Here is a 20,249-nt window from a genome sequence, read left to right on the forward strand (position 1 = left end):
ACGGTTGGCCCGGGGGGGGGTGGGGTTCTGTTTTTTGTGGGGGGGGGGGGGGTGCTCGCCCGTTACCGGGCCCGTTCCCCACCGCGCCGGGGCGGCGCCCGCCGGGGCCCCCCCCACGACCCGGTTTCCCCTGTTGAAACGCGACTTCACGCGACTTCACTATTCGGGCGGGTGTGCGGCAACAACTGAGAAGAGTGAATGCGACGATACGCTCGTAGCCTCATTACTCCCTCCTCGTTACAGGTGATGCGATCCGCAACGCTGGGATCGCTTTTGCCAACAAGGAGGAATAATGATCAAGAAGGTCGTCGCTGCTGCGGCTGCCACCGGTGGGCTGGTTCTCGCGGGCGCGGGCCTGGCCGTCGCCGACTCCGGTGCCCAGGGTGCCGCCGTGCAGTCCCCGGGCGTCGTGTCCGGCAACGTCATCCAGGTGCCCGTGCACGTCCCGGTGAACGTGTGCGGCAACACGATCAACGTGATCGGGCTCCTGAACCCCGCCTTCGGCAACACCTGCGTCAACAACTGACGTCCCCGTCCCAGGGGTTGGTCCCGTGCGGGCCGGCCTCGGAGGGTCGTCCACACCGCCGGTCCCGGAGCGCGTGCCATGCGCTCCGGGACCGTCCGGTCTTTTGCGCGTTAGACGGTTGCGACTTCAGTTGCTTGTTGATGTGTGAGTCATCGCGGAAGGCAGGGATTTCAGTAATGCGACAGGTCACCCGCAAAGGCCTCATGACAGTGGCGGCCGCGACCGGTGTGCTCGCCGCCGCCGGCGGATACGCGCACGCCGACTCGGGCGCGAGCGGTTCCGCCACGAACTCGCCGGGCGTGCTGTCCGGCAACTCCGTCCAGGTCCCGGTGAACGCGCCGGTGAACGTGTGCGGCAACACCGTCGACGTCGTCGGGGCGCTCAACCCGGCGATGGGCAACGCCTGCGTCAACCACGGCGGCGGCCACGGGGGCTCCGGGGGTCACGGAGGCTCCGGTGGCCACGGGGGCTCCGGCGGCCAGAGCGGCTCCGGGGGCTCCGGGGGCGCGCACGCCGGCGGACACACCGGCGACTCGGCCGGTGTCGGCTCGGGCAACCACGTCGAGGTGCCCGTCGACGCACCGGTGAACGTGTGCGGCAACAGCGTCGACGTCATCGGGGCGCTCAACCCGGCCTCCGGCAACGACTGTGCCAACGGCGGCGGCCACACCACGCCTCCCGGCAACCCCGGCACTCCGGGCCACCCCGGCAACCCGGGCACTCCGGGCCACCCCGGCACCCCCGGTCACCCGGGACACCCGGGCACGCCCGGCCACCCCGGTACGCCGGGCCACCCGGGCACGCCGGTCACCGAGACCCCGGGCACGCCCGGGCACCCGAGCCACCCCGGCACCTCGTCGGTCACCCGCCCCGCGGGCTCGGCCCAGCTCGCCCACACCGGCAGCGAGCTGCCCATGGGCGTCGTCCTGCCCGCGGGCGCCGGAGCGCTGCTCGCCGGCGCGGTGATCTACCGCAAGGCCCGCCGCGCCTCGGTCTGACCCCCGCGCTCCTCGGCGCGAACGACACAGCGGGCCCCGCGTCGGCGGGGCCCGCTCGGTCTGCCCGGCGTCACCACGTGGCGCGCACCTGGCGGATGATCCTCACCACGTGGCGCGCACCTGGCGGATGATCCGCCGCCGCAGTCGCACCCTGCGGCTGCCGTCGCGCATCAGGCTCAGGCGGTACAACTCCCAGTGTCCGTACTCGGCATGGTCGGTCAGCAGACGTGCCGTCTCCTTGCGGGAGAGCCCGCGCGGTACATACACGTCGACAAATTCGTATTCCGGCATCGCATCTATTGTGCGGGCTGGGGCCCGGTACGGATAGCGTCTGCACTATGTCTGATGCTGCGCAGCCCACCGCTGCCGAGGTACGCGCCGCCGCCGAGGCGGTCAAGACCGCGCTCGACCGCCACCTGGCCGCGGTCGAACGCAGGTCCGGCGAGGACGACCCGGATGTCTACGAGGCCTTCAACCAGCTGGCCGCGGCCGCCGAGGCGTACGACGAGCTGCTCTACGACCGCTACGACGAGGTCACGCCCTTCGAGATCCCGGGGGCGGAGGACTCCCTGCCGCCCTACACGGGCCCCGAGGAGCCGAACGCGCTGAGCGTGCTGATCCGCCGCGACTACGCCGTCGCGCAGCCGCAGCGGCTGCGGGCGCAGGCCCAGCGGATCGAGACGGCGGACGACGACAGCGCGGGCGAGGGGGTCTCCGCGACCGTGCACGGCGCGCTGGGCATCCTGTTCGGCGAATTCGAACCGGACGAGATCGCCTCCCGGCACAAGGAGTTCGGCCTGGAGGAGGGCGACTCCACGCTGTGGGTGGTCGCCGCCGACGAACCGGCCGAGCCCGGCGAGTGGCTGGAGGCGCCGTTCGAGCAGGCCGACCCGCAGCGGGTCGTCTGCCGGTTCGACGTCAGCGCGGTGTTCGACGACGACCTCGACGAGGACGACGACGAGGACACCGACGTCCGCCACCCAAACCTCGACGGGGACGACGACGAGGACCTGGAGCCGCTGGACGCCGACCGCTGAGGCGAGAACGCCCACGGATGATCCGCCACCGGCCCGGGACGAGACGTCCCGGGCCGTGTGCGTTCCCCGCGCTCAGCCCGCCGAGCGCGTTCCCGGCGCTCAGCCCGCCGGCGGGACCTGGCCGCGCAGGAGGACCGGCAGCCGGGTCGTGCGGGGCTTGGGCGGTACCTCGGCGACCGCCCTCGGCAGGGCCTGCTCCACCCCGTGGACCACGGACAGATGGCGCTCGGCCCGGCCGAAGGCCGTGTAGACCCACGGCCGGCTGAGCACCTGCGCGGCGTCGCCCGGCAGCACCACGACCGCCGCCGGCCACCGGCTGCCCACCGCCTGGTGCGCGGTCAGCGCCCACCCGTGCCGCACGCTCTGCTCCACCCGCTCGCGCGGTACGACGACGGGGGCGCCCGCGCACGTCAGGTGCAGCCCGTCGGCGTCGGCCCCTGTCACCTGGCCCGGCACCGTACGGCCCGGGGCGGGGGAGTAGGCGATCCGGTCGCCCGGGTCGAAACCGCCGAACCGCCCGGGACCGGGGTTCAGCCGCTCCTTGAGGGCGGCGTTCAGCGCCCGCGTCCCGGCCGCGCCGCCGTGACCCGGCGTGATCACGACCGTCTGCTCGGCGGGCACGCCCAGGGCCCGCGGCACCGAGTCCGCCACCAGCTGCACGGTGCGGTGCACGGCCTCGCCGGCGTCCCGCACCGGCACGATCACGAGCTCCTTGCCGGGCGCGTCGACCTGGTTCAGCTCGCCCACGCCGATCCCCGAGACCAGCTCGCCGAGGGGGCCGGGGTCCGGGGTGCGGGAGGCGACCTGCGGGCAGGTGCGCGCGGCCAGCAGATCGGCGAACACCCGCCCGGGCCCCGCCGACCACAGCACCGCCGGGTCGCCGCTGAGCACCAGCCGCGCCCCGTCCGGCAGCGACTCCACCACCATCGCCGCGCTCTCCACGTCCAGTTGCGGTGCGTCCAGCACCACCAGCAGGTCCAGGGCGAGCGCGCCGTCGGCGTCCCGGCCGGGGCCCTCGGCGCCGGAGAGCAGCCCGGCCAGCGTGACGGCGGCCTCCGGGGCCGCGTCCTCGGGGAGCAGCGCGGCGAAGCGGCGCCGGCCGTCGGGCGTGTGGCAGGCGGCGACGGCCCGCAGACCGAGCGCGCGGGCGGCGGCGACCAGGGCCGCGGGCTCCGCGCGGGCCGCCTCGCCGCCGGTGTGCAGCACCAGGCCGTGCCCGGCGACGGCGCGGATCAGCTCGGCCGCGCTGCCGGACGCCGACGCGGCGGCCGGGGCCCAGTCCACGCCGTCGTCCTTGGCCAGGGAGTTGACCACCCGGGCGAGACCGTCGGCGAGGCTCTCCTCGGCGAGCGCGTACCGCTCCAGGCCGATGAGGACCCGTACCGGACGCTCCGCCTCCTCCTCGTCGCCCTCCTCGGCACCGGCGGCGGCGCCGGGGGCGGCAGGGGCAGCGGCGGCGGCCGGCGGCTCGTCGAGCGCGTCCTGGAAGGCCAGCGCCTCGCCCTCGGCGATCGCGCTCTGCAAGGCGGCGTCCGGGTCGGGCACCCCGCGCTGGGCCAGCGCGGCGGTGAGCGCGGCCGGTTCCAGGGCGGTGTGCCCGGCCACGGCGGCCTGCTCCAGCAGCCAGCCGGTCAGCGCCCGGCCCCGCCGTTCGTCGCCGGGACCGCAGTCCGGGCCGAGCAGGGCGCGGGCGAAGGTGTCCGCCTGCTCCGGGCGCACGCCGGTGATCCGCAGCAGCTGCCAGGGGTCGGCGCGCAGCACCTCGGCCGCGCCCTCGCCGAGCGCCGTGGCGGCCTGCGGGGCCAGCGCCTCGGGGGCGCCCGCGTCGGCCAGCAGCCGGGCCACGGCGGCGACGGTCTCCGCCGGGGCGGGCGCGGGAGCCGGCGGCGCGGCCTCGGCCGGCACCGGCTGCGGCCGCCGTACCGGCTCGGGGGCCGGGCGGCGCGGGGCGGCCGGTTCGCTGAAGACGGTCTGCGGGGGCTTCTGGCCGCTCTCCACGGCCCGTACGGCGGCGAGCAGGTCGGCCGCCGTGCCGCTCAGCTTTGCCCCGCTGTCGATCGGCGCCTTCTTCTCGGCCTTGCGCCGCTCGATCCGCTCCCGCTCCAGGCGCTGCGCCAGCAGCTCGGCCTCCGCCTCGGACAACTCACCGGCAGCCTTGTCACCACCGGCGTCACCACCGGCGGCATCGCCCCCGGCAGCCTCACCGCCCTCGCCGCCCTCGCCGCCCTCGGCCCCGGCAACGACGTCCCCGTCACCGGCCGCGCCCGCCGAGCCGTCCTCGCCGTCACCGGCCGGCCCGTCACCGGCCGGCCCGTCACCGGCCGGCCCGTCGCCGTCCGCGCCCGCCGTGCCGCCGCCGACGCCGGAGCCCGCGGCCCCTGCCGGACCGTCCGCACCGCCGGTGTCCGGGGCTCCCGTGTCCCCGCCCCCGGCGGCCGATGCCGTGCCCCCCTCGGGGGCGGTGGTCTCCGCCCCGGTGTCCGGCGTCCCCGGCTCGGCGTCCTCCGTGGTCTCCGGCTCCGTGCTCACAGCGTGCTCCAGTCGTGATCGGGATAGCGGTGCACGGGCGCCGACACATCGTCCAGCGCCCGGCAGATCTCGTCAGGAAGACTAAGCGTCTCCACTGACAACGCCGCCGTGAGCTGCTGCGCCGTGCGCGCGCCGACGATCGGCGCGGTCACCCCGGGCCGGTCGCGCACCCATGCCAGGGCCACCTGGAGCGGGGTGACCGCGAGCCCGTCGGCGGCCGTGGCCACGGCGTCCACGATCCGGCTCGCGGTGTCGTCCAGGTAGGGCGCGACGAAGCGCGCCATGTGCTCGGAGGCGCCCCGGGAGCCGGCCGGCAGGGCGTCCCCCCGGTACTTGCCGGTGAGCACCCCGCGGCCCAGCGGCGAGGAGGGCAGCAGCCCGATGCCCAGGTCTCGGGCGGCCGGCAGCACCTCGCGCTCGACGCCGCGCTGCAGCAGCGAGTACTCCATCTGCGTACTGGCCAGCCGGGTGCGCGTGCCCGGCGCGGCCAGCTGCCAGGTGCCCGCCTTGGCGAGCTGCCAGCCGCAGAAGTTGGACACCCCGGCGTAGCGCGCGCGGCCGCTGCTCACCGCGATGTCGAGGGCCTGCAGCGTCTCCTCCAGCGGTGTGTGCGGGTCGTAGGCGTGCAGGTGCCACACGTCGACGTGGTCGGTGCCGAGCCGGGCCAGCGAGGCGTCCAGCGCGGACAGCAGGTGCCCCCGCGAGCCGTCGAAACGCCGGTCGGGGTCGGGCACGCTGCCCGCTTTCGTGGAGATGACCAGATCCCGGCGCGGGACCAGCCCCTCCATCAGCCGCCCGAGCAGATACTCGGCCTCCCCGTCGCCGTACACGTCGGCCGTGTCGACGAGGGTGCCGCCCGCCTCCCAGAACGTCTTCAGCAGGTCCGCGGCGTCGTGCTCGTCGGTGTCCCGGCCCCAGGTCAGGGTGCCGAGCCCGATCCGGGACACACGCAGGCCGGTGCGGCCGAGATGCCTCTGCTCCATGGACGCCGAGATTACTGGCCAGGGATGCGCCGTGGGTTGCCTGTGGACAACGGATTTCCCGCTTGTCCACAGGGGTTGCGGCGGGCGCGCGGGCGATGCTCGCCACACCGCCGCCCCACCACCCTGCCCCTGCCGGGAACCCCGCGCTAAGGTCGGCGCACACGGGACATTACTGATCGGTAAGGGGAGCGGGCATGCAGCTCGGGATCAACCTCGGTTACTGGGGCGCCGGGATGGACGCGGACAACCTGGCCGTCGCCCAGGAGGCCGACCGGCTCGGCTACGCGGTCTGCTGGGCCGCCGAGGCCTACGGCTCGGACGCGGCGACCGTGCTCAGCTGGGTCGCCGCCCAGACCGAGCGCATCGACGTCGGCTCGGCCATCTTCCAGATCCCGGCCCGGCAGCCGGCGATGACCGCGATGACGGCCGCGACGCTCGACTCGCTGTCCGGCGGGCGCTTCCGGCTCGGCCTCGGCGTCTCCGGCCCGCAGGTCTCCGAGGGCTGGTACGGCGTCAAGTTCGACAAGCCGCTGGCCCGCACCCGCGAGTACGTCGAGATCGTGCGCCGGGCGATGAGCCGCGAGCGGCTGTCCTTCGAGGGCGAGCACTGGACGCTGCCGCTGCCCGGCGGCCCCGGCAAGCCGATCAAGCTGACCGTGCACCCGGAGCGCGAGCACATCCCGCTGTACATCGCGGCGATCGGCCCGAAGAACCTGGAGCAGACCGGCGAGATCGCCGACGGCGCCCTGCTCATCTTCCCCTCCGCCGACCACCTGGAGGAGACCGCGATCCGCCATCTGCGCGCCGGACGCGAGAAGGCCGGCCTGACCATGGACGGCTTCGACGTCGCCCCCACGCTGCCGCTCCACCTCGGCGACGACAAGGACGTGGCCGCCCTCGCCGACGCCTTCCGGCCCTACACCGCGCTGTACGTGGGCGGCATGGGCAGCGCCAAGCAGAACTTCTACAACCAGCTCGCCCGCCGCATGGGCTACGAGCAGGCGGCCGCCGAGGTCCAGGAGAAGTACCTCTCCGGCGACAAGCAGGGCGCCGCGGCCGCCGTACCGCACGACCTGATCGACGCGACCACGCTGCTCGGGTCCGTGGACCGGATCGCCGACCGGATGAAGGCCTACGCGGCGGCCGGGGTCACCACCCTCAACCTCAACCCGGCCGGCTTCACCCTGGACGAGCGGGTCGCCGCGCTGCGCGCCGGCGTCGAGGCGCTGGAGCGCGCGGGCCTGGCGTAACCGCGAAGAAAGTCACCACGGCCGTGGTGGGGGCTCGGGGGTCTTCCCCGCCACGGCCGTCACCGGGAACAACGCGCCGCGCCCGCCCCGGGTTACGGCCGGTGCGCGAGCCGCGCCGTCCTCCTTTCGGCGCAGCGGTCCGACACCCGTGTTGCGGCACCCCTCCGGTGGCATTTGACTCGTTCTTTGCGGAGTCCTGCAGAGAGGTGTCCCAGATGCTTTCGGCGAAGAGTCTGTTCCAGGAGATCCTCGACAACGACGAGTCGTTCGCGCTGTTCTGCTCGATCGCCGCCGGTGGGGAGTCGCAGGGCGGCTGGGAGAACGGCCGTATCGCCGCGCTGGTGCCGGAGAGCGAACGCGCCCTCGCCCCCAAGATCACCCGGCACGGGGCCGACGAGGACAAGCACGGCCGCATCTTCAACGCCCTGATGCGCAAGCGCGGCCTCCGACCGGTCCCGGTCCCGCCGGAGACCGACTACACGATGCTGCTGGAACGGCAGGGCATCGGCCTCGCGCACGACAAGCTCAAGGCCGACCGGACGCTCACCGTGCGGGACATCGTCGTCTACCTCGCCCACAGCCGGGTCACCGAGCAGCGCGCCGCCGAGCAGATGCAGCTGCTGCGCCGCTGCTTCGCCGACCACCCCGAGGTCGGCAAGGCCGTGCGGATGATCTCCGCCGACGAGGACAACCACCTGGCGTACGCCCACGAGGAGCTGCTGCGGCTCGCGGCCGCCGGACACGGCCGGCTCATCCAGCGCACCCTGCGCGAGTGCGCCCTCGCCGAGATCCGCGTCTACCGCGACGTCAGCCTCGCCGTCATGGCGCACATGGGCCGCATCCTCGGCTGGTCCCGCGCCAGGGCGGCCCTGCTCGCGGCCGGCATCCACGCCGTGTACGCCTGGGAGCGCCTCGCGGGCTGGCACCGGATGGTCTCGCTGCGGATGCCCCAGCGGCGCGACGCCCTCGGCGGCCCCGCCACCACGGCCCCCGAGTTCGCCTGACGACCCGGCACCCGGCCCTCACCCGCGGGCGGCCCACGGCCCGCCGGGTCACATCCAGCCGCGCCGTTTGAACAACCGGTACAGCAGGAGCACCAGGGAGACCATCAGCGCGATCACCACCGGGTACGACCACACCCAGTGCAGCTCGGGCATGTGGTCGAAGTTCATGCCGTAGATCCCCGCGATCATCGTCGGGACCGCCGCCATGGCCGCCCACGCCGAGATCTTCCGCATGTCGTCGTTCTGCCGCACGCTCATCTGCGCCAGATGCGCCGACAGGATGTCCGACACCAGCCGGTCCAGGCCCTCCACGGACTCGTTCACGCGCGTGAGGTGGTCGCTGACGTCCCGGAAGAAGGGCCGCGCCTTGTCGTCGACGAACGGGACGCTCACGCCGAACGGGCCCGTCCCCGCGAGCTTGCTCAACGGCATCGCCAGCGGCACCGTCGCCCGCCGGAACTCCAGGATCTGCCGCTTGAAGGAGTAGATCCGCGACGCCGTGTGCCGCGAACCGCCGCTCGTGGGGGAGAACACCTCCGCCTCCAGCTCCTCCAGGTCGGTCTGCAGCTCCGTCGACACGTCCAGGTAGTGGTCCACGACGGCGTCGGCTATCGCGTACAGCACCGACGTCGGCCCCTTGCCGAGCAGCTCCGGCTCGTGCTCCAGCCGCTTGCGCACCGCCCCGAGCGGCGAGCCCTCGCCGTGCCGCACGGTCACCACGAAGCCGTCGCCGAGGAAGACCATGACCTCGCCGGCCGAGACCGTGTCCCCCTCCGGCTCGTACACGACCGGCTTGAGCACCAGGAACAGCGAGTCGTCGTACACCTCCAGCTTCGGCCGCTGGTGCGCCTTCAGGGCGTCCTCCACCGCCAGCGGGTGCAGCCCGAACTCCTCGGTGACATGGTCGAACTCCCGCTCGGTCGGCTCGTACAGGCCCACCCACACGAAGCCGCCCGCGGCCCGCGCCTCGTCCAGGGCCTCGGAGAAGTCGCCGGGGCCCTCCGTCCGGCGGCCGTCGCGGTAGATGGCGCAATCGACGATCACGAAGCGCATTCTCCTTCCTGGGGGCCGCCACCGCAGCCCTCCGTACGCCTACCCTGGTGCGCATGCCCACGCTGATCCTCGTAAGGCACGGACGTTCCACCGCCAACACCGAGGGCCTCCTCGCCGGCTGGACCCCGGGCGTCGCCCTCGACGAACGCGGCGCCGCGCAGGCCGCCGCTCTCCCCGGGAGGCTGGCGGGGCTGCCGCTCGCCGAGGTCGTCACCAGCCCGCTGCAGCGCTGCCAGGAGACCCTGCGGCCGCTGCTCGACGCCCGCCCCGGCCTCACCGCCCACGTCGAGGAGCGGATCGGCGAGTGCCACTACGGCGACTGGTCCGGCCGCAAGCTCGCCGAACTCAAGGACGAGCCGCTGATGGAGGTCGTCCAGGCCCACCCCTCCGCGGCCGCCTTCCCCGGCGGCGAGTCCATGCGCGCCATGCAGACCCGCGCCGCCGAGGCGGTGCGCGAGTGGAACGCGCGCGTGGAGCGCGACCACGGCCCCGACGCGGTGTACCTGATGTGCTCCCACGGCGACATCATCAAGTCGCTCGTGGCGGACGCCCTCGGCCTGCATCTGGACCTCTTCCAGCGGATCTCCGTCGAACCGTGTTCCATCACCGCGATCCGCTACACCCGCCTGCGCCCCTTCCTCGTGCGCCTCGGCGACACCGGCGACTTCGCCTCCCTCGCGCCGCGCGAGGAGCCGCCGGGCGACGACGCGACCGTCGGGGGTGGTGCGGGCGCACCGTGATCGTCGACCGCAGTAGGGTGAAGCGGTCGCAGCAGCACCGCGACTGCCCACCACGATTTCTCTGGAGCTGGACGTGTCCCGTCAGGTGTTCCTCTACGACCAACCGGACCGCTTCGTGGCCGGTACGGTCGGACTGCCCGGGCGCCGTACCTTCTTTCTGCAGGCCAGCGCCGGCTCCCGGGTGACCAGCGTGGCCCTGGAGAAGACCCAGGTCGCCGCGCTCGCCGAGCGCATGGACGAACTTCTCGACGAGGTCGTGCGGCGCAGCGGGGGCAGTGCCTCCGTCCCGGCCGTCGCGCCCGCGGAGATCGCCGACACCGAGCCGCTGGAGACCCCCGTCGAGGAGGAGTTCCGGGTCGGCACCATGGCCCTGGCCTGGGACGGCGAGGATCAGTGCATGATCGTCGAGGCGCAGGCCCTCGTGGAACTCGACGCCGAGTCCGAGGAGGACCTCGCCGAGGCCGAGGAGCGGCTGCTCCAGGACGAGGAGAACGGGCCCCCGATGCTGCGGGTCCGCCTCACCGGCGCCCAGGCTCGGGCCTTCGCCAAGCGCGCCCTCGACGTCGTCAACGCCGGCCGGCCGCCCTGCCCGCTGTGCAGCCTGCCGCTCGACCCGGAGGGACACGTATGTCCGCGCCAGAACGGATACCGCCGCGGAGCATGACCTCCGCCCGGCTCCTCGCCGAGGGGGAGCTGACCGTGCGGGGCCGCATCCGGGAGGCCTCCAACGCGGCCCTGTACTGCACGGTGTCGTACGACGGCCAGGAGGCCGCCTGCGTCTACAAGCCGGTCGCGGGGGAGCGCCCCCTGTGGGACTTCCCCGACGGCACCCTCGCCGCCCGTGAGGTCGCCGCCTACGAGGTCTCGGAGGCGACCGGCTGGCAGCTCGTCCCGCCGACCGTGCTGCGCGACGGGCCGTACGGCGAGGGCATGTGCCAGCTGTGGATCGACGTCGAGCCCGAGGGCGCCGAACTCCTCGCCCTCGTCGACGGCGACGAACCGGAACCCGGCTGGAAGGCCATCGGCTTCGCCGAGGTCGGCGAGGGCCGCACCGCCCTGCTCGTGCACGCCGACGACCCGCGGCTGCGCCGGCTCGCCGTCCTGGACGCCGTCATCAACAACGCCGACCGCAAGGGCGGCCACCTGCTGCCCGCCCCCGGGGGCCGGCTGTACGGCATCGACCACGGCGTCACCTTCAACGTCGAGAACAAGCTGCGCACCCTGCTGTGGGGCTGGGCGGGCGAACCGCTGACCGAGGAGGCCGTGGAGGTCCTCACCCGGCTGCGCGCCGAGCTGAAGGAGGGCGCGACGCTCGCCGAGCGGCTCACTGGGCTGATCACACCGGCCGAGCTCGACGCCACACGCGCGCGTGTCGAGGCGCTGCTCACCTCCGGCCGGCATCCCGAGCCGGGCGGCGAATGGCCGGCGATTCCGTGGCCACCCGTGTAGGAGACGCCGCCGCACGGCCCCCGCGCCACCGGCGGACACCGGCCGCGCCCACCGGCCCGCACGGGCCGTACCGGCCGCGCGCGGCCCGCACCGGCCGCGCGAGCGCACCCTGCACACCGGCCGGGAAGACGCAAGAGCGCCTTCCCGGCCATCCGGCCCGCTCCGGTTCGTACACCGAACCCCGGTCCGGTTAGGCTCATGACATGCATGCCTGGCCCGCTTCCGAAGTCCCCGCCCTGCCCGGTCAGGGCCGCGACCTGAGGATCCACGACACCGCGACCGGCCAGCTGGTCACCCTCCAGCCCGGTCCCGTCGCCCGCATCTACGTCTGCGGCATCACCCCGTACGACGCCACCCACATGGGGCACGCGGCCACCTACAACGCGTTCGACCTCGTGCAGCGCGTGTGGCTCGACACCAAGCGGCAGGTCCACTACGTCCAGAACGTCACCGACGTCGACGACCCGCTGCTGGAGCGCGCGGAGAGGGACGGCGTCGACTGGGTCGCCCTCGCCGAGAAGGAGACGGCCCTCTTCCGCGAGGACATGACCGCGCTGCGCATGCTCCCGCCGCGGCAGTACATAGGCGCGGTCGAGGCGATACCCGGCATCGTGCCGCTCGTCGAGCGGCTGCGCGACCTCGGCGCCGCCTACGAGCTCGACGGGGACATCTACTTCTCCGTCGAGTCCGACCCGCACTTCGGCAAGGTCTCCGGCCTCGACGCCGCCGCCATGCGGCTGCTGTCCGCCGAGCGCGGCGGCGACCCGGACCGCCCGGGCAAGAAGAACCCGCTCGACCCGATGCTGTGGATGGCCGCGCGTGAGGGCGAGCCCAGCTGGGACGGCGGCACGCTGGGCCGTGGCCGGCCCGGCTGGCACATCGAGTGCGTCGCCATCGCCCTGGACCACCTCGGCATGGGCTTCGACGTCCAGGGCGGCGGAAGCGACCTCGCCTTCCCGCACCACGAGATGGGCGCCTCGCACGCCCAGGTGCTCACCGGCGAGTTCCCCATGGCCAAGGCGTACGTCCACGCCGGCATGGTCGCCCTGCACGGCGAGAAGATGTCCAAGTCCAAGGGCAACCTGGTCTTCGTCTCCCAGCTGCGCCGCGACGGCGTCGACCCGGTCGCCATCCGGCTCGCGCTGCTCGCCCACCACTACCGCGCCGACTGGGAGTGGACCGACCAGGTCCTCGCCGACGCCCTGGCCCGGCTCGGCCGGTGGCGCGCGGCCGTCTCCCGGCCCGACGGCCCGTCCGCGGACGCGCTCGTCGAGGAGATCCGCGACGCCCTCGCAAGCGACCTCGACGCCCCGGCCGCGCTGGCCGCCGTCGACCGCTGGGTGACGCTCCAGGAGGAGCAGGGTGGCACGGACACCGGCGCCCCCGGCGTCGTCTCCCGCGCGGTGGACGCGCTGCTGGGCGTGGCGCTCTAGTGGCGCTCTGAGCGTCGAGAAGGGGCGCTTCCCCACGCGGGAAGCGCCCCTTCTCCGTACCTCGGTCGTGCCGTGCCTCGGTCCCCGGCGTCGTCGCTTCGGACCTCAGTCCTCGGTGTCGTCCTCGTCGTCCTTGGCGCCGCCGCCCGCAGCCGGCGGTCTCGGCTTCCCGCCCGGAGGGCTGACGTCCCGGCGCCGCAGATACCGCTCGAACTCCCGGGCGATCGCCTCGCCCGACGCCTCCGGCAGCTCCGCCGTGTCGCGGGCCTCCTCCAGGGTCTGGACGTACTCGGCGACCTCGCTGTCCTCCGCGGCCAGCTGATCCACCCCGACCTGCCAGGCGCGCGCGTCCTCGGGCAGCTCGCCCAGCGGGATGCGCACGTCGATCAGGTCCTCCAGGCGGTTCAGCAGGGCCAGCGTGGCCTTCGGGTTGGGCGGCTGCGACACGTAGTGCGGCACGGCCGCCCACAGCGACACCGCGGGGACCCCCGCGTGCGTGCAGGCCTCCTGCAGGACGCCGACGATCCCGGTGGGACCCTCGTACTTGGTCTCCTCCAGATCCATGCGGCGCGCCAGGTCCGGATCCGACGTGGTGCCGCTGATCGGCACCGGGCGCGTGTGCGGGGTGTCCCCGAGCAGCGCGCCCAGGATGACCACCAGCTCCACGCCCAACTCGTGCGCGAAGCCCAGCAGCTCGTTGCAGAACGAGCGCCAGCGCATGGACGGTTCGATGCCGCGGACCAGGACCAGGTCGCGCGGCTTGTCGCCGCCGACGCGGACCACGGACAGCCTCGTCGTGGGCCAGGTGATCTTGCGCACGCCGCCGTCCATGAACACCGTGGGGCGGTTCACCTGGAAGTCGTAGTAGTCCTCGGCGTCCAGCGCCGCGAACACCTCGCCCTTCCACTCCCTCTCCAGATGCGCGACCGCGGTGGAGGCGGCGTCGCCGGCATCGTTCCAGCCCTCGAACGCGGCCACCATGACCGGGTCGATCAGCTCGGGAACCCCCTCGAGCTCGATCACCCAGTGCCTCCTTCCGACGTGCCCTCGCTTGACCACCCAACCTTACGGCGTGCGGCGGGGGCGCCCGCAGCCCCCTTGCACGGGGGATGAACGGATCACTGCCCCGTTCCCCACCCCCGAACACCCGGACTTCACGTACCCGGGGCGTCGAACCACTCCTTGCCGGCCGCCCAGTGCCGCACCCAGCCGGTGAAGCCCGACGTGGCGGTCGTATGGCCGAACTCGGCCCCGAAGGGCAGCGCGCCCACGTCCGTGACCTGCCAGACATGACCGCGGTGGGGTCCGCTGACCACCAGGTGCCAGTCCATGGCACAGCCGTCCGTGCCGAGGACGACCGAGCCGTGGTGGAGGACCCGGTCGACGGCGGCGTCCCGCTCGGCGTCGTCCTCGCCCTCGTCCTCCTCCCACAGCCAGGCCTCGGTCAGCGGGAACGGCTTGCCGAGGTCACGCTCCGCCGCCTCGCCGCCCCAGTCGCCGGGCAGCTCGGCCAGTCCCAGCAGCCCGTAGGCGGGCGGGCCCTGGCGGGAGCCGTCGGTGATCTCCGCGACGAAGGTGCGGTACGGCTCGGGCAGGACGATCCCGTGCTCCGCCTCGAAGGCGTGCACGGCCTCCCAGCCGAGCGCCGGGGCACCGCCCTCGCCGACTCCGAAAGCGGCCCGCAGGAAGGCGAGTTCGGCCGGGTCCGCGTGATCGTTGTTCATGTCCCCTGCATATCAGCCGGCACTGACAACGCCGACGACAGGCGAAAGGGGCGGCTCTGTGCGGGGAGCCGCCCCTTGCGCGTCGTAGGACCGTCCGGCCGTCGATTCCTGCCGGTCCTACTTCTTCTCGAGCAGGTCCTGGACCTTCGTGCGCACCTCGTCCGTGGCCAGGCCCCGGATCGTCAGCGTGGTGCGGCGGCGCAGCACGTCGTCCGCCGTCTCGGCCCACTCGTGGTCACGGGCGTAGACGACCTGCGCCCAGATCTCCGGGGCGTCGGGGTGGACGCGCTCGGCGAGCTCGGGGTTGTCGTTGGCCAGGCGGGCGATGTCGAAGGCCAGCGAACCGTAGTGCGTCGCCAGGTGCCTGGCGGTGTCCGCCGCCATGCGCGGGCCCGGCGCCGGACGGTCCACCAGCAGCCGGTGCGCGACCGCGCGCGGGTTGGCGACGCCCGGCAGCGGCAGCTTCTTCGGCAGCGAGGAGATCGGCTCGAAGTCGTCGCCCAGCGGGTGGCCCGGCAGCGACTCCAGCTTCTGCATCACGGTCCGGCCGATGTGGCGGAAGGTGGTCCACTTGCCGCCCGCGACGGACAGCATGCCGCCCTTGCCCTCGGTCACCACCGTCTCGCGCTTGGCCTTGGCGGTGTCGCCGGGGCCGCCGGGCAGCACCCGCAGGCCCGCGAAGGAGTACGTGATCAGGTCCCGGCTCAGCTGCTGGTCCCGGATGGAGAACGCGGCCTCGTCCAGGATCTGGGCTATGTCCTTGTCGTTGACCGCGACGTCCGCCGGGTCGCCCTCGTACTCCTCGTCGGTCGTGCCGAGCAGCAGCATGTCCTCCCAGGGGAGGGCGAAGGTGATGCGGTACTTGTCGATCGGGGTGGCCAGCGCGGCCTTCCACGGCGAGGTGCGCTTGAGCACCAGGTGCGCGCCCTTGGACAGACGGATGGAGGGCGCCGCGTTCGGGTCCTCCATCTTGCGCAGGTGGTCGACCCACGGGCCGGTCGCGTTCAGCACCAGGCGGGCGTTCACGCCGAACTCGTCGCCGCTCAGACGGTCCTTGAGGTCGGCGCCGGTCACCCGGCCCTTGGTGAAGCGCAGGCCCGTCACCTCGGCGTGGTTGAGGACGACCGCGCCCGCGTCGACGGCCGCGCGGACCGTCATCAGCGCCATGCGCGCGTCGTTCATCTGGTCGTCGCCGTACACGGCCACGGCCTTGAGGTTCTCGGTGCGCAGCTCCGGCACGTCCTGCGCCGCCTTGGCCGGCGAGAGCAGGTGGCCGACGCCGTCACCGAACGCGGAGAGCGCGGAGTAGGCGAAGACGCCCGCGCCCAGCTTCGCCGCGCCGTGCGGCCCGCCCTTGTACACGGGGAGGTAGAAGGTGAGCGGGTTCGCCAGGTGGGGGGCCACCTGACGGGAGACCGCACGGCGCTCGAAGTGGTTCTCCGCCACCAGCTTCACCGCGCCGGTCTGCAGGTAGCGCAGACCGCCGTGGAGCAGCTTGGAGGAGGCGGAGGAGGTGGCGCCGGCGAAGTCGCCGGCGTCGACCAGAGCCACCCTGAGGCCGGACTGCGCGGCGTGCCAGGCCGTCGAGATGCCGAGGATGCCGCCGCCGATCACGAGCAGGTCGTACGACGCCTTGGAGAGCTGCTCCCGGGTCTCGGCTCGGCTCGGGTTCGAGCCGGAGGCCGGGTGGGTGCCCAGGGCAGGGACGGAACTCAGGGTGGACTGCGTGGTCATAACGGGTCTTACTCCTCGTCCTCGAGCCAGCCCATGGTCCGCTCGACGGCCTTGAGCCAGTTCTTGTACTCACGGTCGCGGGTTTCCGCGTCCATGCGGGGGGTCCACTCGGCGGCCCGGCGCCAGTTGGCGCGCAGGTCGTCGGTGCTGTTCCAGAAGCCGACGGCGAGGCCGGCGGCGTAGGCGGCGCCGAGGCAGGTGGTCTCGGCGACCATCGGGCGCACCACGGGTGCGTCCAGGACGTCCGAGAGCGTCTGCATCAGCAGGTTGTTGGCGGTCATGCCGCCGTCGACCTTGAGGGTCACCAGCTCGACGCCGGAGTCCTTCACCATGGCGTCGGCGATCTCCCGCGTCTGCCAGGCGGTGGCCTCCAGGACGGCGCGCGCGAGGTGCGCCTTGGTGACGTACCGGGTCAGGCCGGCGATCACACCGCGGGCGTCGGAGCGCCAGTGCGGGGCGAACAGGCCGGAGAAGGCCGGCACGAAGTACGCGCCGCCGTTGTCCTCGACGGACAGCGCGAGCGTCTCGATCTCGGCCGCGGTCGAGATCAGGCCCATCTGGTCGCGCATCCACTGCACCAGCGAGCCGGTGACGGCGATCGAGCCCTCCAGGGCGTAGACCGTGTCCTGTTCGCCGATCTTGTAGCCGACGGTGGTGAGCAGACCGGCGTAGGAGTTGATGATCTTGTCGCCGGTGTTCATCACCATGAAGGTGCCGGTGCCGTAGGTCGACTTGGTCTCGCCCTCGGCGAAGCAGGTCTGGCCGAACAGGGCCGCCTGCTGGTCGCCGAGCGCCGAGGCCACCGGGATGCCACCGAGCAGGTCGCCCAGCTTGCCGCCCGTGATCTCGCCGTAGACCTCGGCGGAGGAGCGGATCTCGGGCAGGATCTGCAGCGGCACGCCGATGGACTCGGCGATCTTCTCGTCCCACTCCATGGTGTGGAGGTTCATCAGCATGGTGCGGGAGGCGTTGGTGACGTCGGTGACGTGCTTGCCGCCGTCGACACCACCGGTCAGGTTCCAGATGACCCAGGTGTCCATGGTGCCGAAGAGGATGTCCCCGGCCTCGGCGCGCTCCTTGAGGCCCTCGACGTTGTCGAGCAGCCAGCGGGCCTTGGGCCCGGCGAAGTAGGAGGCGAGGGGGAGACCGGTCTCGCGGCGGAAGCGGTCCTGGCCGACGTTGCGGCCCAGCTCGCGGCAGAGGGCGTCGGTGCGGGTGTCCTGCCAGACGATGGCGTTGTGGACGGGCTCACCGGTGTTCTTGTCCCACAGCACGGTGGTCTCGCGCTGGTTGGTGATGCCGATGGCCTTGATGTCGTCGCGGGTGATGCCGGCCTTGGCGACGGCGCCGGCGACGACCTCCTGGACGTTGGTCCAGATCTCGGTGGCGTTGTGCTCGACCCAGCCCGGCTTCGGGAAGATCTGCTCGTGCTCCTTCTGGTCGACGGAGACGATCCGGCCGTCCCGGTCGAAGATGATGCAGCGGCTCGAGGTGGTGCCCTGGTCGATGGCGGCGATGAAGGGGCCGGCGGTGTGGGCGTCGGTCACTGTGTGCTCCTGGAAGATCCGTCGTTGGGGGGCTGCTGGATACGGCGCGTGCGGTGCTCGATGCCGGTCGGGAGCCGTGTGGTGCTCCCGGACAACATCCTGAGCTGGCTGCTAGGCGAATGCGACGTTGTAGAGGCCTGCGGCGATCGCGCCGCCGATCAGCGGGCCGACCACCGGGATCCAGGCGTAGCCCCAGTCGGAGCCGCCCTTGTTGGGCAGCGGCAGCAGGGCGTGCACGATGCGCGGACCGAGGTCGCGGGCCGGGTTGATGGCGTAACCCGTGGGACCGCCGAGGGACAGACCGATCGAGACGACCACCAGCGCGGTGATCAGACCGCCCAGGATGCCCAGGCCGTTGCCCTTGTCGTTGAGGCCCTGCGTGAGGACCGCGAGGATCAGCACGACCGTGCCGATGATCTCCGTGAGCAGGTTCTGCACCGTGTTCCGGATCTCCGGACCGGTGGAGAAGACGCCCAGGACCGGGCCGGCCCCCTTCTCCTGCGCCTCGACCGCCTTCGCGCTGGTGGCCTGCGCGCCCGGACCGCCGACGATCTCCTTGTCGGTCAGGTGCGCGTGGAACTGGCCGTAGTAGGCGACCCAGACCAGCGCGGCGCCGATCATCGCGCCCAGCAGCTGGCCGGCGAAGTAGACCGGGACGTTCGTCCAGTCGCTGTCCTTGATGGCCAGGGCGACGGTGACGGCCGGGTTGAGGTGGGCCCCGGAGAGCGGGCCGGAGATGTAGACCGCCGTCATCACGGCGAAACCCCAGCCGAAGGCGATGGCGAGCCAGCCGGCATTGCGGGCCTTGGAGGCCTTCAGGGTCACGGCGGCGCAGACGCCGCCGCCGAGGAGGATGAGTATGGCGGTACCGATGGTCTCGCCGATGAAGATGTCGGAGCTGGACACCCGCGACTCCTTTGTCCTTCGTCCAGGGGGGAAGCCGAACGCCCGGGTCCCGCCGGGGTTGCGGCGCCCTCGGGGGTGAGAGCGAATCCGGTCCCTTGGCGTTGTCACACTCTAACGCTTATTGCCGGTAGGTGTTCGACAATGCCGACCGATGGACGGGAGTCTTGCTTTGGCCCGAGCTACCCGTCAAGAGGTCTGTTATCGAAAGCACGATCGTTATTGATCGCTTGCGGCTATCACAGGTACGCGCGGGTGCGGCGCGCCTCCGTGCGGGGGTGCCGACGGGCCTGGGGACGGCGGCGCACAGGGGTGCCGACGGGCCTGGGGACGGCCGCGCACAGGGCTGCGACGGGCCTGAGGGCGGTCGCGCACAGGGCTGCGACGGGCCTGAGGGCGACCGCGCGCCCGTCCGGGGGCGGACACGGCACAGGGCCGGGACGCCGCCACGGCGTCCCGGCCCTGTGCCGTGTGTCAGAAGCGCCCGGCGCCCAGGTCGCGCGAGACCGCGCGGGCGCAGTCCCGCACCGCCGCGATCAGCTCCGGGCGCAGCTCCCCGTCCCGGCGCACCCGCTCCACGGCCCCGGTGATGCCCACCGCGCCCACCGGCATCCGCCGCCGGTCGTGGATCGGCGCGGCGATGGACGCCACGCCCTCCCAGGTCTCCTCCACGTCGGCCGCGTAACCCCGCGCACGGGTGATGTCGAGGATGTGTTCGAAGGCGTCCAGGTCGCACACCGTGCGGTCGGTGAAGGCCTTGCGGTCGGACTCCAGCGCCTCGCTGTGCGCCACCGGGTCGTACGCCGACAGCACCTTGCCCAGGGCGGTGGAGTGCAGCGGCTGCATGGCGCCGATCTCCAGCACTTGCCGGCTGTCGTCCGGCCGGAAGACATGGTGCACGATCAGCACGCCCTGCTGGTGCAGCACGCCGAGGTAGACGCTCTCCCCGCTGGAGCGGGCCAGGTCGTCCGTCCACACCAGGGCACGCGCCCGCAGTTCGTGCACGTCGAGGTAGGTGGTGCCCAGGCGCAGCAGCTCCGCGCCCAGCTGGTAGCGCCCCGAGGCCTCGTCCTGCTCCACGAACCCCTCCTGCTGGAGGGTGCGCAGGATGCCGTGCGCGGTGCCCTTGGCGAGGCCGAGCGCCGAGGCGATGTCCGACAGGCCCAGTCGTCGCTCGCCGCCGCCGAGCAGCCGCAGCATCGCGGCCGCCCGCTCGAGCGACTGGATGTTCCGTGCCATCGCCGTCCTGCCTCCGTCCCCATCGACCGCTCACGCACGGTGTATCACCGGCGTTCGGCAATGTCGAACACTACCGGTCCATGCCGACCTCTCGCCAATG

19 protein-coding genes are annotated in these 20,249 nt (G+C 73.0%); 9 read left to right on the forward strand and 10 right to left on the reverse strand.

The annotated features are described in order from the left end of the window. Positions 1 to 292: 292 nt before the first annotated feature. Entirely contained in the window at positions 293 to 526 is a 234-nt protein-coding gene (chpH, locus tag ACF1AL_RS13305) for a chaplin ChpH (RefSeq protein WP_366836128.1), read from the forward strand. A gap of 176 nt (positions 527 to 702) precedes the next feature. Next, positions 703 to 1,524 carry a chaplin family protein gene (locus ACF1AL_RS13310; RefSeq protein WP_391821343.1) on the forward strand — a complete coding sequence of 274 codons (822 nt, stop codon included), beginning with the start codon at positions 703 to 705 and terminating at the stop codon, positions 1,522 to 1,524. A gap of 102 nt (positions 1,525 to 1,626) precedes the next feature. On the opposite strand, the gene ACF1AL_RS13315 is transcribed toward ACF1AL_RS13310, so the two are convergent. Beyond that, positions 1,627 to 1,815: a DUF5703 family protein gene (locus ACF1AL_RS13315; RefSeq protein WP_366836126.1), complete on the reverse strand. Its 189-nt coding sequence runs from the start codon at positions 1,813 to 1,815 to the stop codon at positions 1,627 to 1,629. Positions 1,816 to 1,862: 47 nt separating this feature from the next. On the opposite strand from ACF1AL_RS13315, the gene ACF1AL_RS13320 reads away from it, so the two are divergent. Beyond that, on the forward strand, positions 1,863 to 2,561 hold the full coding sequence (locus tag ACF1AL_RS13320; protein WP_391780590.1) for a hypothetical protein: 699 nt from the start codon (positions 1,863 to 1,865) through the stop codon (positions 2,559 to 2,561). A gap of 99 nt (positions 2,562 to 2,660) precedes the next feature. Here ACF1AL_RS13320 and ACF1AL_RS13325 read toward each other — a convergent pair whose 3' ends face one another. Further along, complete coding sequence (locus tag ACF1AL_RS13325) at positions 2,661 to 5,090, reverse strand: helix-hairpin-helix domain-containing protein (RefSeq protein ID WP_391825959.1); 2,430 nt, start codon at positions 5,088 to 5,090, stop codon at positions 2,661 to 2,663. After that, positions 5,087 to 6,073 (reverse strand): aldo/keto reductase, encoded by a 987-nt coding sequence (locus ACF1AL_RS13330; protein ID WP_391662026.1) that lies wholly within the window; start codon positions 6,071 to 6,073, stop codon positions 5,087 to 5,089. Before ACF1AL_RS13330 ends, ACF1AL_RS13325 begins: the two co-directional genes overlap by 4 nt. Before the next feature lie 194 nt (positions 6,074 to 6,267). On the opposite strand from ACF1AL_RS13330, the gene ACF1AL_RS13335 reads away from it, so the two are divergent. Together ACF1AL_RS13335 and ACF1AL_RS13340 are read left to right on the forward strand one after the other, a co-directional pair. Next, a complete protein-coding gene (locus ACF1AL_RS13335) occupies positions 6,268 to 7,323 on the forward strand; it encodes an LLM class F420-dependent oxidoreductase (protein ID WP_366836122.1) in 1,056 nt (351 codons plus the stop codon). 215 nt (positions 7,324 to 7,538) lie between these two features. Further along, positions 7,539 to 8,327, forward strand: a complete 789-nt coding sequence (locus ACF1AL_RS13340; protein ID WP_384214670.1) for a ferritin-like domain-containing protein — start codon at positions 7,539 to 7,541, stop codon at positions 8,325 to 8,327. Positions 8,328 to 8,375: 48 nt separating this feature from the next. Here ACF1AL_RS13340 and corA read toward each other — a convergent pair whose 3' ends face one another. Beyond that, on the reverse strand, positions 8,376 to 9,371 hold the full coding sequence (gene corA, locus ACF1AL_RS13345) for a magnesium/cobalt transporter CorA (protein ID WP_391825960.1): 996 nt from the start codon (positions 9,369 to 9,371) through the stop codon (positions 8,376 to 8,378). Positions 9,372 to 9,433: 62 nt separating this feature from the next. On the opposite strand from corA, the gene ACF1AL_RS13350 reads away from it, so the two are divergent. The 4 genes from ACF1AL_RS13350 to mshC all read left to right on the forward strand — a co-directional run bounded on the left by ACF1AL_RS13350 (position 9,434) and on the right by mshC (position 13,002). Further along, positions 9,434 to 10,120 carry a histidine phosphatase family protein gene (locus ACF1AL_RS13350; protein ID WP_384214672.1) on the forward strand — a complete coding sequence of 229 codons (687 nt, stop codon included), beginning with the start codon at positions 9,434 to 9,436 and terminating at the stop codon, positions 10,118 to 10,120. A 73-nt stretch (positions 10,121 to 10,193) separates the two neighbouring features. Then, positions 10,194 to 10,784 carry a DUF3090 domain-containing protein gene (locus tag ACF1AL_RS13355; RefSeq protein WP_366836119.1) on the forward strand — a complete coding sequence of 197 codons (591 nt, stop codon included), beginning with the start codon at positions 10,194 to 10,196 and terminating at the stop codon, positions 10,782 to 10,784. Next, the gene (locus ACF1AL_RS13360; RefSeq protein ID WP_384214674.1) at positions 10,748 to 11,569 is read left to right on the forward strand and encodes an SCO1664 family protein; all 822 of its coding nucleotides are present in this window, start codon (positions 10,748 to 10,750) and stop codon (positions 11,567 to 11,569) included. Before ACF1AL_RS13355 ends, ACF1AL_RS13360 begins: the two co-directional genes overlap by 37 nt. Positions 11,570 to 11,772: 203 nt before the next feature. Beyond that, the gene (gene mshC / locus ACF1AL_RS13365) at positions 11,773 to 13,002 is read left to right on the forward strand and encodes a cysteine--1-D-myo-inosityl 2-amino-2-deoxy-alpha-D-glucopyranoside ligase (protein WP_391825961.1); all 1,230 of its coding nucleotides are present in this window, start codon (positions 11,773 to 11,775) and stop codon (positions 13,000 to 13,002) included. A 105-nt stretch (positions 13,003 to 13,107) separates the two neighbouring features. Here mshC and ACF1AL_RS13370 read toward each other — a convergent pair whose 3' ends face one another. The 6 genes from ACF1AL_RS13370 to ACF1AL_RS13395 form a co-directional block, all read right to left on the reverse strand. Next, the gene (locus tag ACF1AL_RS13370; RefSeq protein WP_366836116.1) at positions 13,108 to 14,025 is read right to left on the reverse strand and encodes a PAC2 family protein; all 918 of its coding nucleotides are present in this window, start codon (positions 14,023 to 14,025) and stop codon (positions 13,108 to 13,110) included. Between the two features lie 131 nt (positions 14,026 to 14,156). After that, entirely contained in the window at positions 14,157 to 14,726 is a 570-nt protein-coding gene (locus ACF1AL_RS13375) for an SMI1/KNR4 family protein (RefSeq protein ID WP_391825962.1), read from the reverse strand. 117 nt (positions 14,727 to 14,843) lie between these two features. Beyond that, positions 14,844 to 16,460 carry a glycerol-3-phosphate dehydrogenase/oxidase gene (locus tag ACF1AL_RS13380; protein ID WP_366836114.1) on the reverse strand — a complete coding sequence of 539 codons (1,617 nt, stop codon included), beginning with the start codon at positions 16,458 to 16,460 and terminating at the stop codon, positions 14,844 to 14,846. A gap of 8 nt (positions 16,461 to 16,468) precedes the next feature. Continuing rightward, complete coding sequence (glpK, locus tag ACF1AL_RS13385; RefSeq protein ID WP_391662023.1) at positions 16,469 to 18,007, reverse strand: glycerol kinase GlpK; 1,539 nt, start codon at positions 18,005 to 18,007, stop codon at positions 16,469 to 16,471. Between the two features lie 111 nt (positions 18,008 to 18,118). Then, on the reverse strand, positions 18,119 to 18,913 hold the full coding sequence (locus tag ACF1AL_RS13390) for an MIP/aquaporin family protein (RefSeq protein ID WP_384214681.1): 795 nt from the start codon (positions 18,911 to 18,913) through the stop codon (positions 18,119 to 18,121). 471 nt (positions 18,914 to 19,384) lie between these two features. After that, positions 19,385 to 20,149 (reverse strand): IclR family transcriptional regulator, encoded by a 765-nt coding sequence (locus ACF1AL_RS13395; RefSeq protein WP_366836111.1) that lies wholly within the window; start codon positions 20,147 to 20,149, stop codon positions 19,385 to 19,387. Positions 20,150 to 20,249: the final 100 nt, after the last annotated feature.

It is taken from the genome of Streptomyces sp. NPDC014801 (assembly GCF_043082085.1).
Lineage (GTDB): Bacteria > Actinomycetota > Actinomycetes > Streptomycetales > Streptomycetaceae > Streptomyces.